The organism is Mesorhizobium sp. B2-9-1 (assembly GCF_006439455.1).
Lineage (GTDB): Bacteria > Pseudomonadota > Alphaproteobacteria > Rhizobiales > Rhizobiaceae > Mesorhizobium.
The window spans coordinates 24,777-38,765 of record NZ_VFTP01000015.1 but is presented as its reverse complement, the minus strand read 5'-3'; the positions used below and the strand labels follow the sequence as shown (position 1 = coordinate 38,765).

Annotated in this window: 13 protein-coding genes and 1 pseudogene; 5 read left to right on the top strand and 9 right to left on the bottom strand. The window is 64.5% G+C overall.

The genetic code is table 11. The features are described from left to right. Positions 1–52: 52 nt before the first annotated feature. Positions 53–1,033 carry a hydroxyacid dehydrogenase gene (locus FJW05_RS21615; protein ID WP_140635532.1) on the top strand — a complete coding sequence of 327 codons (981 nt, stop codon included), beginning with the start codon at positions 53–55 and terminating at the stop codon, positions 1,031–1,033. 81 nt (positions 1,034–1,114) lie between these two features. Here the strand turns inward: FJW05_RS21615 and FJW05_RS21610 are convergent, their stop codons facing one another. Then, on the bottom strand, positions 1,115–2,410 hold the full coding sequence (locus FJW05_RS21610) for an amidase (protein ID WP_140635530.1): 1,296 nt from the start codon (positions 2,408–2,410) through the stop codon (positions 1,115–1,117). A gap of 119 nt (positions 2,411–2,529) precedes the next feature. On the opposite strand from FJW05_RS21610, the gene FJW05_RS21605 reads away from it, so the two are divergent. Then, the gene (locus tag FJW05_RS21605) at positions 2,530–2,877 is read left to right on the top strand and encodes a GFA family protein (protein WP_140635528.1); all 348 of its coding nucleotides are present in this window, start codon (positions 2,530–2,532) and stop codon (positions 2,875–2,877) included. A 69-nt stretch (positions 2,878–2,946) separates the two neighbouring features. On the opposite strand, the pseudogene FJW05_RS21600 reads toward FJW05_RS21605, so the two are convergent. Continuing rightward, positions 2,947–4,164: pseudogene (locus tag FJW05_RS21600) on the bottom strand (MFS transporter). Between the two features lie 90 nt (positions 4,165–4,254). Between FJW05_RS21600 and FJW05_RS21595 the strand changes: the two are divergent. Both FJW05_RS21595 and FJW05_RS21590 read left to right on the top strand, forming a co-directional pair. Further along, entirely contained in the window at positions 4,255–5,223 is a 969-nt protein-coding gene (locus FJW05_RS21595; protein WP_140635526.1) for an AraC family transcriptional regulator, read from the top strand. Positions 5,224–5,321: 98 nt separating this feature from the next. Continuing rightward, positions 5,322–5,753 carry a DUF4437 domain-containing protein gene (locus FJW05_RS21590; protein WP_140545883.1) on the top strand — a complete coding sequence of 144 codons (432 nt, stop codon included), beginning with the start codon at positions 5,322–5,324 and terminating at the stop codon, positions 5,751–5,753. Positions 5,754–5,775: 22 nt separating this feature from the next. Here the strand turns inward: FJW05_RS21590 and FJW05_RS21585 are convergent, their stop codons facing one another. The 7 genes from FJW05_RS21585 to FJW05_RS21555 all read right to left on the bottom strand — a co-directional run bounded on the left by FJW05_RS21585 (position 5,776) and on the right by FJW05_RS21555 (position 12,491). After that, entirely contained in the window at positions 5,776–6,879 is a 1,104-nt protein-coding gene (locus FJW05_RS21585) for an ABC transporter ATP-binding protein (RefSeq protein WP_140545884.1), read from the bottom strand. Further along, complete coding sequence (locus FJW05_RS21580) at positions 6,879–7,985, bottom strand: ABC transporter ATP-binding protein (RefSeq protein ID WP_140635524.1); 1,107 nt, start codon at positions 7,983–7,985, stop codon at positions 6,879–6,881. The genes FJW05_RS21585 and FJW05_RS21580 overlap by 1 nt, the downstream gene beginning before the upstream one ends. Then, positions 7,982–8,203 (bottom strand): hypothetical protein, encoded by a 222-nt coding sequence (locus FJW05_RS21575; protein WP_140635522.1) that lies wholly within the window; start codon positions 8,201–8,203, stop codon positions 7,982–7,984. The genes FJW05_RS21580 and FJW05_RS21575 overlap by 4 nt, the downstream gene beginning before the upstream one ends. Beyond that, positions 8,200–9,156 (bottom strand): carbohydrate ABC transporter permease, encoded by a 957-nt coding sequence (locus FJW05_RS21570; protein ID WP_140545886.1) that lies wholly within the window; start codon positions 9,154–9,156, stop codon positions 8,200–8,202. Before FJW05_RS21570 ends, FJW05_RS21575 begins: the two co-directional genes overlap by 4 nt. 1 nt (position 9,157) lies before the next feature. Further along, positions 9,158–10,063, bottom strand: coding sequence for a sugar ABC transporter permease (locus FJW05_RS21565; RefSeq protein WP_140545887.1), 906 nt, complete (start codon positions 10,061–10,063; stop codon positions 9,158–9,160). A 64-nt stretch (positions 10,064–10,127) separates the two neighbouring features. Next, positions 10,128–11,444 (bottom strand): extracellular solute-binding protein, encoded by a 1,317-nt coding sequence (locus FJW05_RS21560; protein ID WP_140545888.1) that lies wholly within the window; start codon positions 11,442–11,444, stop codon positions 10,128–10,130. Positions 11,445–11,795: 351 nt separating this feature from the next. Then, positions 11,796–12,491: a TetR/AcrR family transcriptional regulator gene (locus FJW05_RS21555; protein WP_140635643.1), complete on the bottom strand. Its 696-nt coding sequence runs from the start codon at positions 12,489–12,491 to the stop codon at positions 11,796–11,798. 296 nt (positions 12,492–12,787) lie between these two features. Here FJW05_RS21555 and FJW05_RS21545 point away from each other — a divergent pair, with 296 nt between their 5' ends. Beyond that, on the top strand, positions 12,788–13,984 hold the full coding sequence (locus FJW05_RS21545) for a Tm-1-like ATP-binding domain-containing protein (protein WP_140635520.1): 1,197 nt from the start codon (positions 12,788–12,790) through the stop codon (positions 13,982–13,984). The last annotated feature ends 5 nt before the right edge of the window (positions 13,985–13,989 follow it).

Sequence of the window (13,989 nt, the reverse complement as noted above, 5' to 3'; positions counted from 1 at the left end):
TTTGCAGCCAGACGTTTAGCTTGGCATCGCACAAATGCGGGAATGGAACCCCATGCGCAAGATACTGTCGACGCATCCGCTGCATCCTCGCGCCACGGCGATGCTGGCCGGCGCCGGACGGCTTGCGATCGCTTCCGCGCTCGATGCCAAGACACTGACCGCGGAGGCCAGCGACGCCGACATCGTCATCGTGCGCGCGCCGCTGCCGCCGGAGCTGTTTGCGGGTGCTTCGAGCCTGCGCGCCGCGATCCGCCACGGCGCCGGGCTGGACATGATCCCGGTCGAGGCCGCGACCGCCGCCGGCGTGCTGGTGGCGAACGTGCCCGCCGTCAACGCCCGCTCGGTCGCCGAGCATGTGATGTTCGTGACACTTGCCCTGCTGCGGCGCTTCCGAATGATGGACCGCGACCTGCGCGCCAAGGGCTGGCTTGCCGGCCGCGAGCACGCCAACTCGACCAGCGAGCTGGCCGGCAAGACCATCGGCATCGTCGGCCTCGGCGCGGTCGGCCAGGCTGTCGGCCACATCGCCGCGCACGGCTTCGACCTCAATGTCGTGGCGACCACGCGCAGCCTGCGCCCCGCGCCCGAGCGTGTCGGCTTCCTGTCGATCGATGCGCTGGTCGAGCAGAGCGACATCATCGTGCTCTGCTGCCCGCTGACGCAGGAAACGCGCGGCCTCATCAGTCGAGAGCGCATTGCCCGCATGAAACCCAACACGCTGCTGATCAATGTCTCGCGCGGCCCGGTGGTGGATGATGAGGCGCTGATCGAAGCCCTGCGTGCCGGCCGCATCGGCGGCGCTGCGCTCGACGTTTTTGCGACCCAACCGCTGCCGCCGAACCATCCCTATTTCGGCTTCGACAACGTCATCGTCACCCCGCATATGGCCGGCATCACCGAGGAATCAATGATGCGCATGGGTGTCGGCGCCGCCGGCGAGGCCTTGCTGGTGCTCGCCGGCAAGCTGCCGGTCAACCTGCGCAATCCGGAAGTGATAGAGCACTACCGGCGGCGCTTTCCGGTCGGCGAATAGTTCCGAGGCGAACATCGCGACAGGTGCAGACCTGAGATTCCCGCCAGCCTTTCCGGACTTGCATCCTGATGGCCTCCGCAATCAACGGCCAAGCAAAGTCTCGACCGCGGCGGCAATGCGCAGCAGATGACTGTCATGCCCGTGCTTGCCCACCAGCATCAATCCGGCCGGCAGTTTCGTGCCGGTCATCGGCAGCGAGATCGCGCAAAGGTCGAACTGGTTGGCGACCTGCGTGTTGCGCAAGAGCAGCCCTTCCGTCTTGTCGCGCAGTTCTTCGTCGCCGGCCATGGCGGCGATGGACGGCGCGACCATCGGCACGGTCGGCAATGCCAGAACATCGACCGCCTCCAGCCGTTCGTCCATCAAGGCGGCCAGTTCGGCGCGGCGGCGGATCGTCCGGATGTAGGCCGAGGCAGGGACAGCCAGCGCGCGCGTCAATGGCCCGGTGACATGCGGATCGACCGGCACCGAGGCGCCGCTCGCCAACCAATCGGCATGGATTTCGGCGCCTTCCATCGACGCGATCGTGCCGCGCCTGGTTGCCGCGCGCATCTCGGCGATGAGATCGTCGATGGACAAATCGGCTGCACGGGCGCCGGCCCGCCCGATCCTGTCGATGCAGGCCTCGAAAGCTTCGGCGACCTGCTCCTGCGTCTCGTCGAAAAGCACGCCGCGTGGAATGCCGACGCGCAGGCCGGCGAGCGAAACCGGCTGAAGCGCCGCCGGCTCTTCTCCCGCCATGATCGCATCGGCAATCGCGCAATCGGCGACGCTGCGGGCAAGCGGACCGATGGAATCCAGCGTCATCGACAGCGGAAAGGCGCCCGTCAAAGGCACGCGCCGCGCCGTCGGCTTGAAGCCGACGATGCCGTTGAGCGAGGCGGGAATGCGCACCGAACCGCCGGTGTCCGAACCGATCGAGATGTCGCTCGTGCCCTCGCCGACCGCAACGCCCGCCCCAGACGATGAGCCGCCCGGGATCAGGCCGGCATCGGCAGCGTTGCCCGGTGTGCCATAGTGCGGATTGTCGCCGATCGCGGTGAAGGCGAACTCGGTCATGTTGGTCTTGCCGAGGATGACGGCGCCCGCCTGGCGCAGCCTCTGCACGATCGCCGCGTCCCGCGCCGCCGGTTCGGCGCTGGCGCGGATCAGCGATCCGGCCGCTGTCGGTTCGCCGGCGACGTCGAACAGATCCTTGATCGAAACGATGCGCCCGTCGAGCGGCCCAAGGCTGACGCCGGCCTTGCGGCGGGCATCGGACGCTTCGGCGGCTGCCCGCGCGGCCTCGGCATAGAGCTTCGTATAGACCTTCTCATCCCCCGCCCGATTGGCAAGACGTGACAGGATGATTTCGAGGCGATCGCGGACGGATTGCATTTTCGATGTCGGGCCTTGCAAAATTGCAACGTCTTTAGGGCGTGCGGCCTGGTGTTGGCCGGCAAAGAGATAACCCGGCAAGCGTGCCTTTGCACCCTGCCAGCGATGGAAAGATGCTGATGCTGTACAAAGGCAGCTGCCACTGCGGCAAGGTGGCGTTCGAGGTCGAGGGCGAGCTCGGCATGGCCGTGCGCTGCAACTGCTCGATCTGCCGGCGCAAGGGGGCGCTGCTGTGGGCCGTGCCGCATGATAAACTCAATCTGGTCGCCTGGGGCGACGACCTCGGCCGCTACACCTTCGGCAAGACTCAAATCGCGCACCGCTTCTGCCGCACCTGCGGCGTGCATCCTTTCGCCGAGGACGTCAGCCAGGGCAACGAACGGTCCGCCTATATCAACATCAACTGCCTGGAAGATGTCGATCTCACCGCAATCGAGGTGTTCGAGTTCGACGGCCGCTCGGCTTGAAGCTAGAATTAACAGCCCGGCGCTCGTGAGAGCCGCCGGGCCGATACTCGCAAGGGCAAGCGGTCTTTGCTACGCGGCGGCCTGCTTGGGCCCCATCAGGAACGCCACCAGCGCCGCCAGCAAGGTCGCCACGCCGCCATAGGCGAAAGCGCTGGCCACGCCGGCGTGATCGACCAGCAGCCCTCCGAAGATGGCGCCCAGCGCGATCGCCACCTGGAAGGTCGCGACCATCAGCCCGCCGGCGCTTTCAGCCTGGTCGGGCGCGGCGCGCACCAGCCAGGTCTGCAGGCCGACCGGCACGGCGCCGAAGGCAAAGCCCCAGGCGGTGACGGCGACCGCCGCCGCAATCGGCGAAGCGCCGAGCGCAAGCAGCACAGCCGCCGAGAGGGCGATCAGCAGCGGCGCCAGGCCCACGGCCATTTTCAGGTTGCGCTCGGCCAGGAACGCGCCGGCAAAATTGCCGAAGAAGCCGCCAATGCCATAGGCGAGCAGCACCAGCGAGATGGTCTCAATCGGCATCGCCGGAACTGTCTCAAGGAACGGCCGCACATAGGTGAAGCCGGCAAACTGTCCGGAGGCGACCAGCAGCACTACCAGCAACGCGATGCGGATCATGGGCCGCTTCAGCACCTCGACCAGCGTGCGGAAGCTTGCCACGGTCGTCGGCGGCAGGCTGGGAAGGGTGGCGAGCTGCACCAGAAGCGCCAGTCCGCCGACGACTGCGGCGATCATGAAGGCGGTACGCCAACCCCAGATATCGCCAACATAGGCGCCGACCGGAGCCGCCGTGACGGTGGCGACCGAGACGCCGGTGAGAATGATCGACATGGCGCGCGGCATCAGCCGCATCGGCACCAGCCTGAGCGCCATGGCCGCCGACATCGACCAGAAGCCGCCGAGCGCCACGCCCAGCACGACACGGGCAAGAAGCAGCATGGTGAGCGATGAGGCGAAGGCGGCGACGAGATTGGAGACGATCAGCAGGACGGATAGGATCCACATGACCAGCCGGCGGTCGAGCCGCTTGGTAACGATCGCCATGGTCGGCGCGGCAATTGCCCCGACGACAGCCGTCGCGGTCACCGCCTGTCAGGCGGCGCCTTCGCTGACGCCCAGGTCTTGCGCCAATCGCGTCAACAGGCTGGCGGGCAGGAATTCGGCGGTGACCAGGCCGAAAACGCCGAGCGCCAGCGAGACCACCGCGGCCCACGCAGGCTCACTTCGTTCTTCAGGTTCGGTTCTGTCGAGGACAGCGGCGTCGATGGCGCCTGTGGCGGGCTCGGTCATGGCAAATCTCCGGTGAGTTGCAGCGCAACATTTGGCTGCAGTGCAACATAGGGAGTGACTATCTGGAGTTTCCATGCTAGAAACGCCGAAATGAATTACAATTCGTCCAAATCGGTTTTGGAGACTTCGGGCGACCCGCTCACCGACATGTTGCGTGGCTTGCGCCTCGATGGCGTCGACTATGGCCGCTGCGTGCTGGGCGAGCCCTGGGCCGTCTCCTTCTCCGCGCAGAAGGCCGCGCGTTTCCATTTCATCGGACAGCAGGGCTGCTGGCTGTTCTCGCCGGCCAAGGAATGGATCGAGCTCTCGGTGGGCGACGCGCTGCTGATCCCGCGCGGCGACGAGCATGTGCTGGCAAGCGCGCCCGGCGTGCCGCCGGTGCCGATCGGCCGCTACACCATCGAGCCGGTATGCGAGAACATCTACGACGTCTCGAACGGCTGCGACGGCTGCAAGACCTTGCTGTTTTGCGGCTCGATGCATTTCAACCTCGACGGCTCGCATCCGCTGCTGGAGATGATGCCCGACCTGATGCAGGCGCATAAGCTGATGGCGAACGCGCCCGGTATCCAGCATCTGCTCGACGCCATGGCCGGCGAGGTGGCGATGGACCGCGTCGGCTCCGGCGGCATTCTTGCTCGCCTGGCCGACGTGCTGGCCGCCACCATCATCCGCTCCTGGGTGGAAAACGGCTGCGGCGACGCCACCGGATGGATTGCCGCCGTGCGCAACCCCGATGTCGGCAAGGTGCTCGCCGCCATCCACCTGCAGCCGGAGCGCGACTGGACGGTCGAGGCGCTGGCCAGGATGATGGGCGCCTCGCGCTCCGCCTTTGCGCAGCGCTTCGCCGCCGTGGTCGGCGAGACGCCGGCCAAATACGTGCTGCGCGTGCGCATGCACCAGGCGCGGCAATGGCTTACCCGCGACGGCACGAGGGTTTCGGTCACGGCCTCGAGATTGGGCTATGATTCGGAAGCCTCCTTCAGCCGCGCCTTCAAGCGGGTGATGGGCGTGGCGCCGAGCCATTTCCGCAATGCCAGCGGCGACGAACAATCCTGATCGCGGCTGTCGGGCTGGAGGAATTGCCAAGTCTTTTGGACGCCGCGTCATTCCGCGTCGGCCGAGGCCGCATAAGCTGGCCGGCGGAGGAAACCGCCATGCCCAATCATCTTGCACCGCTTGCCCTTGCCGCACTTGCCATCTTGCCGAGCCCGGCTTTCGCGCTGGAAGACAGCTACCTGCCGGCCGACAAGATCCCTTACGCCGTCGAAGCGCCAGGCCAGCCTCAGCGCCTTGGCCCGCTATGGGGCGAACGGGCAAGAGGACCGGCCGGCACGCTGCTGAAGGTTCCCGGCAACTGGCGCGCGCCCGTCCATGCCCACACCGCCGATTACCGCGCAGTGGTCATCAAGGGTCTCTGGGCGCACTGGCAGATGCAGGGCGGCGAAGCCACCAAGGTCGAGTTGCCGCCCGGCTCCTACTGGACCCAGAAGGCCGACGAAATGCATGACGACGCCTGCCTGTCGGACACCGAATGCGTGATCCTGCTGATCAACGACACGCCTTACGAGACCTATCTGCCGAAATAAGACTGCAGGCTAAGCCCGACTTCTATCCGACGTGCCGCAGGCTGACGCCGCTGCCTTTGTCGAACATCACCACCTTGTCGGGATTCCAGGCAAAGCGCACCGGCTCTTCGATCGCGACGTCGGTCCTGGCCGGCACCGTGGCCCGCAGCATCGTGTCGCCGACCCTCAGCGTCAGGATCTTCTCCACGCCGTGGTTCTCGACATCGTGCACGCGTGCCTCAACCGGAGCCCCGCTCTCCAGATAGACGTCCTCCGGACGGATGCCGAAGACGAGCGGGCGACCGTCGGTCGCGCCGCTTGCCTTGGCTCCCCCAAAAGTCTTGGCCCCAATTGCGAGCGGCAGTTCGAAATTCATCGGCGCCATCACCGCGCGGTCGTCGACCAGTCTGCCGTCGATGAGGTTCATCGGCGGCGAGCCGACGAAGCTCGCGACATAGGTGTCGCGCGGATTGTTGTAGATCTCATGCGGCGTGCCCGTCTGCACGATGCGGCCATGGTTGAGCACGCCGACCTTGTCGCCCATCGACATGGCCTCGATCTGGTCATGCGTGACGAACAGGAAGGTGGCGCCGAGTTGCATCTGAAGGTTCTTCAACTCCGTGCGCAGCGCCTCGCGCAGCTTGGCGTCGAGCGCCGACAGCGGCTCGTCCATCAGGAACACGCGCGGTTTGCGCACGATGGCGCGGCCGATCGAGACGCGCTGCATCTCGCCGCCGGAAAGCCGGTCGGTCTTGCGGTCGAGCAGGTGTTCGATCCTGAGCGTGCGGGCGGCGCGCGCGACGCGGTCCTTGATCTCGGCATCCGGCAGCCGACGGATCTTCGGCTTCAGCGGAAATTCGAGGTTCTGCCGCACAGTGTAGCGCGGATAAAGCGAATATTGCTGCAGCACCAGCGCGACGTCGCGCTCGGCCGCGCCCCATCCGGCAACGTCGACACCATCGATGAGAACCTGCCCCTCGGTCGGCTTATCCAGTCCGGCGATCAGGCGTAGCGTCGTCGTCTTGCCGGCGCCGGTCTCGCCAAGCAGCACGAAGAACTCGCCGTCGGCTATGTCGAGGTTCAGACCCGTCAGCGCGGTGTGGCTGCCGTATTTCTTGGTGATGTTCTTCAGTTCGATATGGGCCATTACAGCCTTACTCCCAGCGACTTGCCGTTTGCCGTGTCGAAAAAGTGCGCCTGCTCGGGATCGATGCGGACATGGACTTTCTCACCGGGGCCCGAGACGTAGCCCGCCTTGGTGCGGGCGCGCAGCATCGTGGAGCCGACCCTGAGATCGACAATGTCGAACGACCCGAGCGGCTCGATGATGCTCGCCTCGACCGGCATGTAGCCGGGCGCCGCATCGTGCCGCACGAGTACGCCCTCCGGGCGGATGCCGAGCGTCAGGCCGCCATTGGCTGCATGCCCGTTGAGCCTGGACAGGAGATGGCGCGGGAACTCGAAGCCAGTCGGCGCATCGCCGACGGTCACGGAGGCAGCGCCCGCCTGATCCGCGACACTGGCCTGGGCGATGTTCATCACCGGGCTGCCGACGAACTGCGCCACAAACAGGTTTGCCGGATGCGAATAGACATCGTCTGGCGTGCCGACCTGCTGGATGAAGCCTTCATGCATGATGACGATGCGGTCGGCGAGGCTCATCGCCTCGATCTGGTCGTGGGTGACGTAGATCGTGGTGGAGCCTTGCTTGACGTGCAGACGCTTGATCTCGGCGCGCATCTCCTCGCGCAGCTTGGCGTCGAGCGCGCCGATCGGCTCGTCCATCAGCATCGCCTTCGGGCGCCGCACCAGCGCACGACCGATGGCCACGCGCTGCATGTCGCCGCCCGAGAGCGCCGACGGCCTTTTGTCGAGCAGATCGGTGATGCGCAGGACCCGGGCGACCTCGCGCACGGACTTGTCGACTTCGCCACTGCTCATGCGCATTGCACGCAGCGGAAAGGCGACGTTCTCGAACACCGTCATATGCGGATAGAGCGAGAAGGACTGGAATACCATGGCAATGTCGCGGTCGGCAGCCTTGAGGTGCTGCACCGGCTTGCCGTCAATCAGGATGTCGCCCTGGTCGATCGTCTCCAGCCCTGCCACGGCGCGCAGCGTCGTGGTCTTGCCGCAGCCCGACTGGCCGAGCAGCACGATGAACTCGTTGTCGGCGATGGCCAGGTTCAGATTATGGATGACCTGGACGGCACCGAAGAATTTCTCGATGCCGCGAAGTTCGATCTGCGTCACTGGCGGGCTCCCTCATGCGTCGCGGCGCCGGTTTCCTCGCTCTGCTCCGGTGCGATCTTGGACGTGACGTTGAAGCCGATCAGCCCGATCAGGATGATCGTCACACCGTATGAATGCAGGCCGAGGCTCCATGGTTGGCAGAGCGCTACGATGCCCAGCACCATGAGGATTTGCGAGGCCGGCAGCAGGTACTTCTCGTTGGTGGAGCGAAAGCTCATTTGCGGATTGCTCCGAACGTCACGCCGCGAAGCAGATGGTTGCGCAGCAGGAAGGTGAAGATTGCGACCGGCAACAGGAACAGGAAGGTACCTGCCGCGATCGTCGTCCAGTCCGGCAGGCCGGAGCCGATCTGCGAGGGGATGAAGGGCGGCGCCGTCTGCGCGCGCCGGTTGGTCATGATCAGCGCAAAGGCGTATTCGTTCCAGGCGGTGATGAAGCAGAACACCGCGGTGGCGGCGATGCCGGTCGCCGCTTCCGGCAGCACAATCTTGAAGAAGGCCTGCATGCGCGTGTAGCCGTCGACGAGTGCCGCCTCCTCATATTCTTTCGGGATCTCGTCCATGAAGCCCTTCATCAGCCAGACCGAGAAGGAAAGGTTGAAGGCGACATAGAGGATGATCAGGCCGATATGCGAATCGTTAAGCCCGACGACCCGGTACATCAGGAACATCGGAATGGCGACCACCACCGGCGGCAGCATGCGGGTCGACAGGATGAAGAAGAGCAGGTCCGCCTCGCCGGCGATCTTGAAGCGTGAGAAGCCATAGGCGGTGAAGGTTCCCATGCCCACCGCCAGCACCGTGCTGATCACAGCCACGATCAGGCTGTTCATAAACCGGTCGGGATATTGCGAAAGCTGCACGTCCTTGCCGACCTTGAGAACCCGCTCGCCGCCGTCATAGATGCGTTTTTCCCACCAGGGCGCGGCATCGTAGACTTGCGGGTCGACGGGCTTCTGCATCTGCACGCGCTTGGTGAAGAGCCGCACGAACGGCGTCACCTCAGGCTCGAACAGCACGGTGGGCGGGACGCTGACGGCGAGCTCCTTCGGCTTGAAGGCCGTCGAGGCGATCCAGTAGATCGGTGCCAGGAAGATCAGCGTCGCGATCAGCACCGCGGCGATGGCGATGCGGTTGAAGGCGACCTCGGAAGAAGTGCGGACGGCGGCCATGTCAGCGCTCCTTCACCTTGTTGAGATACTTTACGTAGAGATTGGTGATCGCCAGCACCATGATCAGCACGATGTAGGCCAGCGCGCAGGACTTGCCCGTATCCCACTGCTGGAAGGCCTGCTTGTAGAGCCGGATCGCGATCAGCTCGGCGGTCGGCTGGGTGGTCATCGTGTAGGCGATGTCGAAGGTCTTGAAGGCTTCCATGGTGCGGAAGATCAGCGCGATCAAAAGGATCGGCGAGACCAGCGGCAAGGTGATGCGAGTGAAGGTGTACCACCAGCCGGCGCGGTCGATCGCGGCCGCCTCGTAGAGATGCTGCGGCACGGCCGAGAGACCGGCGAGCGACAGCAGCATGACGAAAGGCGACCACATCCAGATATCGGTGATCGCGACTGCATAGAGCGCGCTGTCGGGATTGGAGAGCCAGGCGAAGTCGCCAAGGCCGAAGACATAGTTGATCGGTCCCCAGGACGGGCTGTAGAGCAATTGCCAGAACAGGCCGACGACCGCCGCGGACATCATCATCGGCAGCAGCAGAAGCGTGGTGACCAGGCCCTTCATCGGAAAGCTGCGGTTGAGCAGAAGCGCAAGGCCGAAGCCGACGATCATCTGCCCAGCCACCGAAACGATCACGTATTTGGCGGTGATGACGAAGTTCGACCAGATATGATCGTCGCTCAGCAGCTCACGATAGTTCTGCAAGCCGACGAACTGCCAGGGTTCGCTGCGGTTCGCGGCGAAGTTCGTGAAGGAATAGCCGAGCGAATAGATCAGCGGGAAAATATTGAAGACGATCAGAAAGACCAGCGTCGGGATGATGAACAGGTTGCGGATGGTCAGATCGGACCAGCCGCGAGCGGCGGCCCTGGACGCTGGATCAAGATTGGTAAGGGCTACCGAAGCCAACTTTGTCTCCTGAAAACAGGAATGCCGGAGGGGGAAACCTCCTCCGGCATTCTGACTGCGATGCTTACTTGTAACGGTTGTACTTGGTGAAAGTCGCCTTCCAGTCGGCGGTCGTCTTGTCGAGCGCCTCCTGGGCGGTGCCCTTGCCGCCGACCACGAACGGATAGATGTTCTGGTTCAGCTGGTCGAGCACTTCGGCGTATTCAGGCGTTGCCCAGAAGTCCTTGACCATGAACATCGTGTCGTAGAACGCTTTGTTGTAGGGCGTCGCGTTCTGGAAGGCTTCGGACTTCAGCACGGCCTGGCTGCAGGTGTAGCCGCCGAGCTCGGCCCACTTCTTCTGGGTCTCGTCCTTGATGAACCACTCGAGGAACTTCATCGCCTCGTCCTTGTTCTTCGAATACGAGACGACCGAGATGCCCTGGCCGCCGAGCGCGGCGAAGCGCTTGCCGTCCGGGCCGGCCGGATTGGCGAAGAAGCCGGTGACGTCGGCGTAGGGGTTGGTGGCCTTGTTCACCAGCGGCGGGAAGAAGGCGAAGAAGTTCATGCTCATCGCGGCCAGGCCGCCGGTGATCGCCTGGTTGTCTTCCACGAAGAAAGTCTTGCCCCAGCCCGGAGGCGTGAACTTGTAGAGTTGCTTGTACATGTCGAGGCCGGCGGCGGCTTCCTTGGAGTTGGTGATGCCGTCGACCTTGTAGGTCGCGTAGTCGCCGAGATCGCCGCCATAGCTGAAGATGGCGCTTTCGACGCCCATCGCCATCGCGTCATAGGAATTGTCGGTGTAGATGGCCACGCCGTACCGCTTCTGGTCCGGACGGTGGAAGAACTCGGCGATGTCGCGCAGCTGCGCATAGGTCGTCGGCACCGCGAGGTCGTAGCCGTATTTGGCCTTGAAGGCTTCCTTCTCCTTCGGGTCCTCGAACCAGTCCTTGCGATAGGACCAGCCGATCGCGTCGCCTTCCAGCGGGATTGCCCAGTACTTGCTGGAACCGCCCGGGTACTCGGCGTAATATTTGATGGTCGCGGGCGCCATCACGTCGCCAAGCTTGTGCTGGTTGAAGAAGTCGGTCAGGTCGACATAGTGGCCTTGCGTCGAACCGGCGCCCAGCCATTGCGAGTCGCCGACGACCATGTCGTAGGCGTCGCCATGCGCGTTGAACTCGGTGAAGGCCTTGGTCTGGAAGTCGGGCCACGGCGTTGTCTGAACCGTGACCTTCACGCCGGTTTCGGCCGTGTAGTCGTTGACGAGTTCCTGCAGATAGTTCGCCGGATCCCATTCCGCCCAGAAGATGGTGAGTTCCTTATCCTGCGCGCGGACGGATGTCCCGCAGGCAAGCGCCAGCCCAATACCAGCAATCACGCTGGTCACAATCTTGCGCATAGTTTTCCTCCCTTGTGCGCATTCTACCGTCTCATGCGAGCCGGCGGCGAAGCCGGCCTTGGTAGTTCCTCCTGTGATGGCACCTCTCCGGTTCCAGGCCTCCCACCCTGTCGGAAATGGATCGCAGCCTTCACTTTGATCCGCTTTATCGGTCCTAAATCTGGTATTACCAATTTCAGCTTGGCGTCAAGCGCTTTCTTGGAAGGCCAGAAGCGGACGAACGAGCCAACCATTATTGCATCTGCCTGTTTTCCCTCGTTTTTCCTACTCCTTGATACGCGGAGCCCTTGTGGCGAGCCGCCCACCTCAATTAACATTCAAAACTGTCCCTACAATCTGGTCGAACCAGATTTAACCGATCGTCGCCTCAGGCGCCGTAGCCATTCCTGCCGATTTTGCCTCCGATTCCGTCATCGCGGCGCGCACCAAGGCGCCTGCCGCCCACTGCGCGACCGACATCATCTCGGCGCTGTTCAGCCCCCAGATGTCCTTCAGCACCGTGACCACCTCGACGCCGAACATCAGCGACAGCGCCTGGGCCAGGCGCCTCAACTGGCGCGGCTTCAGGCGCCCCTTGAGCGGCGCGACCGCATCCTTCAACAGGTCGACGCGATGGCCGCGAATGAAGGCCGGTTCGGACCCGAGCGTGCCCGCCTGGCGCCGCGCCCATTGGTCGAGGGACAGTTTCAGCGCCGCCTTGAACGTCGCCTCGAAGGCTTCGATGCGCGGCATCGCGGTGGCGAACAGGTCCGCCACGCGCCGCTCGGCATCGTCGGATGCCGACTTCCAGGTGAGGATCGGGCCGAGCCCTTGATCGACCACCGCCTGCACCAGCGCCGCCTGGCTCGGGAAATAGCGGTAGGCGGTGGCGCGCGACACCTCTGCCGCCTCCGCGACCTCGCTGACCGAAGGGGTCATGCCGGACTGCATCAGCCTCGTCGCCGTTTCCAGCATCAGCCTCTTCGTGCGGGCGCGCGGCCCCTTCTCTGCGGCCGGCGCCTGCGTGGCATCATCGGCGGAGGCGGCTTGTTGACGTGAGACATCCATATCAATACGATACGCGCGTCTCAAAAATTTGCAATGGCTCCCGGATTGGCCACGTTGACGCTCTACGGCGCCCCCCTCTGTCCTGCCGGACATCTCCCCCACTTGGGGGGAGATCGGATTTCCGGCTTGCTTTCGCCAATCTTGAGCGTCGCAGGAGAAGCGGCGGCATCAAGGCAAGCCAATCTCCCCCCTTGTGGGGGAGATGTTCGGCAGGACAGAGGGGGGCGCCGAAGAGCAACAGGCTCTCATGCGTTAAGCATCGCTATCTCCGGCCCGCCCAGCCGAGAGACGCATCCATGAAGCGTATCTATGTGATCGGCACCGCCGACACCAAAGGTGAGGAACTCGCCTTCCTGGCCGATGCCGTCGCCAAGGCCGGCGGCGCGGTCGTCCGTGTCGATATCGGCACGCGCGGCGCGACCGTCCCGGTGGATACCCCCGCCAGCGAGGTCGCCGCGCATCATCCCAAGGGAGCGGGCGCTGTTCTCGGCATCGACGATCGCGGGGCCGCCGTTGCCGGCATGGGCGCGGCCTTCGCGAATTTCATCCAGTCACGTAACGACATCGCCGGGGCGATCGGCATCGGCGGCGGCGGCGGCACCTCGATCGTCACCGCCGGCATGCGGGCGCTGCCGCTCGGCCTGCCGAAGATCATGGTCTCGACATTGGCCTCCGGCGATACCGCGCCTTACGTCGACATCTCCGACATCATCATGATGCCGTCGGTCACCGACATGGCGGGACTGAACAGGCTCTCCCGCATAGTGCTGCACAATGCCGCCCAGGCGATCGCGGGCATGGCGGCGAAGCCCGCCTCGGCCGCCGCCGGCAAGCCGGCGCTCGGGCTCACCATGTTCGGCGTCACCACGCCCTGTGTGACGGCGATCGTCGACCGATTGCGCCCCGACTATGACTGTATGGTCTTCCATGCCACCGGCACCGGCGGCCGCTCGATGGAGAAGCTCGCCGACAGCGGCCTGCTTGCCGGCGTCCTCGACATCACCACGACGGAAATCTGCGATTTCCTGTTAGGCGGCGTGCTGCCGGCGACCGAGGATCGCTTCGGCGCGATTGCGCGCACGAAATTGCCCTATGTCGGCTCGGTCGGCGCGCTCGACATGGTGAACTTCTGGGCGCCGCCGACGATCCCGGAAAAATATCGCGGGCGGCTCTTCTACGAGCATAATCCCAATGTCACGCTGATGCGCACCACCGCCGAGGAGTGCCGCAAGATCGGCGAATGGATCGGCGGTCGCCTTGCCCGATGCGACGGTCCGGTCCGCTTCCTGATTCCGGAGAAGGGCGTCTCGGCGCTCGATATCGAAGGCGGCGCCTTCTTCGATCCGGAAGCCGACGCCGAGCTGTTTGACGCCATTGAGCGCACGACCGGTCCGACCAGGAACCGCACCGTCACTCGCCTGCCCCTGCACATCAACGACCCCGCCTTCGCCAAGGCTGCGGCGGAGGCCTTCCTCGACATCGCCAAGAAGTGAGACAA

Bases quoted from the DNA above. Each gene is read 5' to 3' on its own strand.
- FJW05_RS21615 (WP_140635532.1), top strand. From the start codon at position 53: ATGCGCAAGATACTGTCGACGCATCCGCTGCATCCTCGCGCCACGGCG.
- FJW05_RS21610 (WP_140635530.1), bottom strand. From the start codon at position 2,410: ATGCAATCCGTCCGCGATCGCCTCGAAATCATCCTGTCACGTCTTGCC.
- FJW05_RS21605 (WP_140635528.1), top strand. From the start codon at position 2,530: ATGCTGTACAAAGGCAGCTGCCACTGCGGCAAGGTGGCGTTCGAGGTC.
- FJW05_RS21595 (WP_140635526.1), top strand. From the start codon at position 4,255: ATGAATTACAATTCGTCCAAATCGGTTTTGGAGACTTCGGGCGACCCG.
- FJW05_RS21590 (WP_140545883.1), top strand. From the start codon at position 5,322: ATGCCCAATCATCTTGCACCGCTTGCCCTTGCCGCACTTGCCATCTTG.
- FJW05_RS21585 (WP_140545884.1), bottom strand. From the start codon at position 6,879: ATGGCCCATATCGAACTGAAGAACATCACCAAGAAATACGGCAGCCAC.
- FJW05_RS21575 (WP_140635522.1), bottom strand. From the start codon at position 8,203: ATGAGCTTTCGCTCCACCAACGAGAAGTACCTGCTGCCGGCCTCGCAA.
- FJW05_RS21570 (WP_140545886.1), bottom strand. From the start codon at position 9,156: ATGGCCGCCGTCCGCACTTCTTCCGAGGTCGCCTTCAACCGCATCGCC.
- FJW05_RS21560 (WP_140545888.1), bottom strand. From the start codon at position 11,444: ATGCGCAAGATTGTGACCAGCGTGATTGCTGGTATTGGGCTGGCGCTT.
- FJW05_RS21555 (WP_140635643.1), bottom strand. From the start codon at position 12,491: ATGGATGTCTCACGTCAACAAGCCGCCTCCGCCGATGATGCCACGCAG.
- FJW05_RS21545 (WP_140635520.1), top strand. From the start codon at position 12,788: ATGAAGCGTATCTATGTGATCGGCACCGCCGACACCAAAGGTGAGGAA.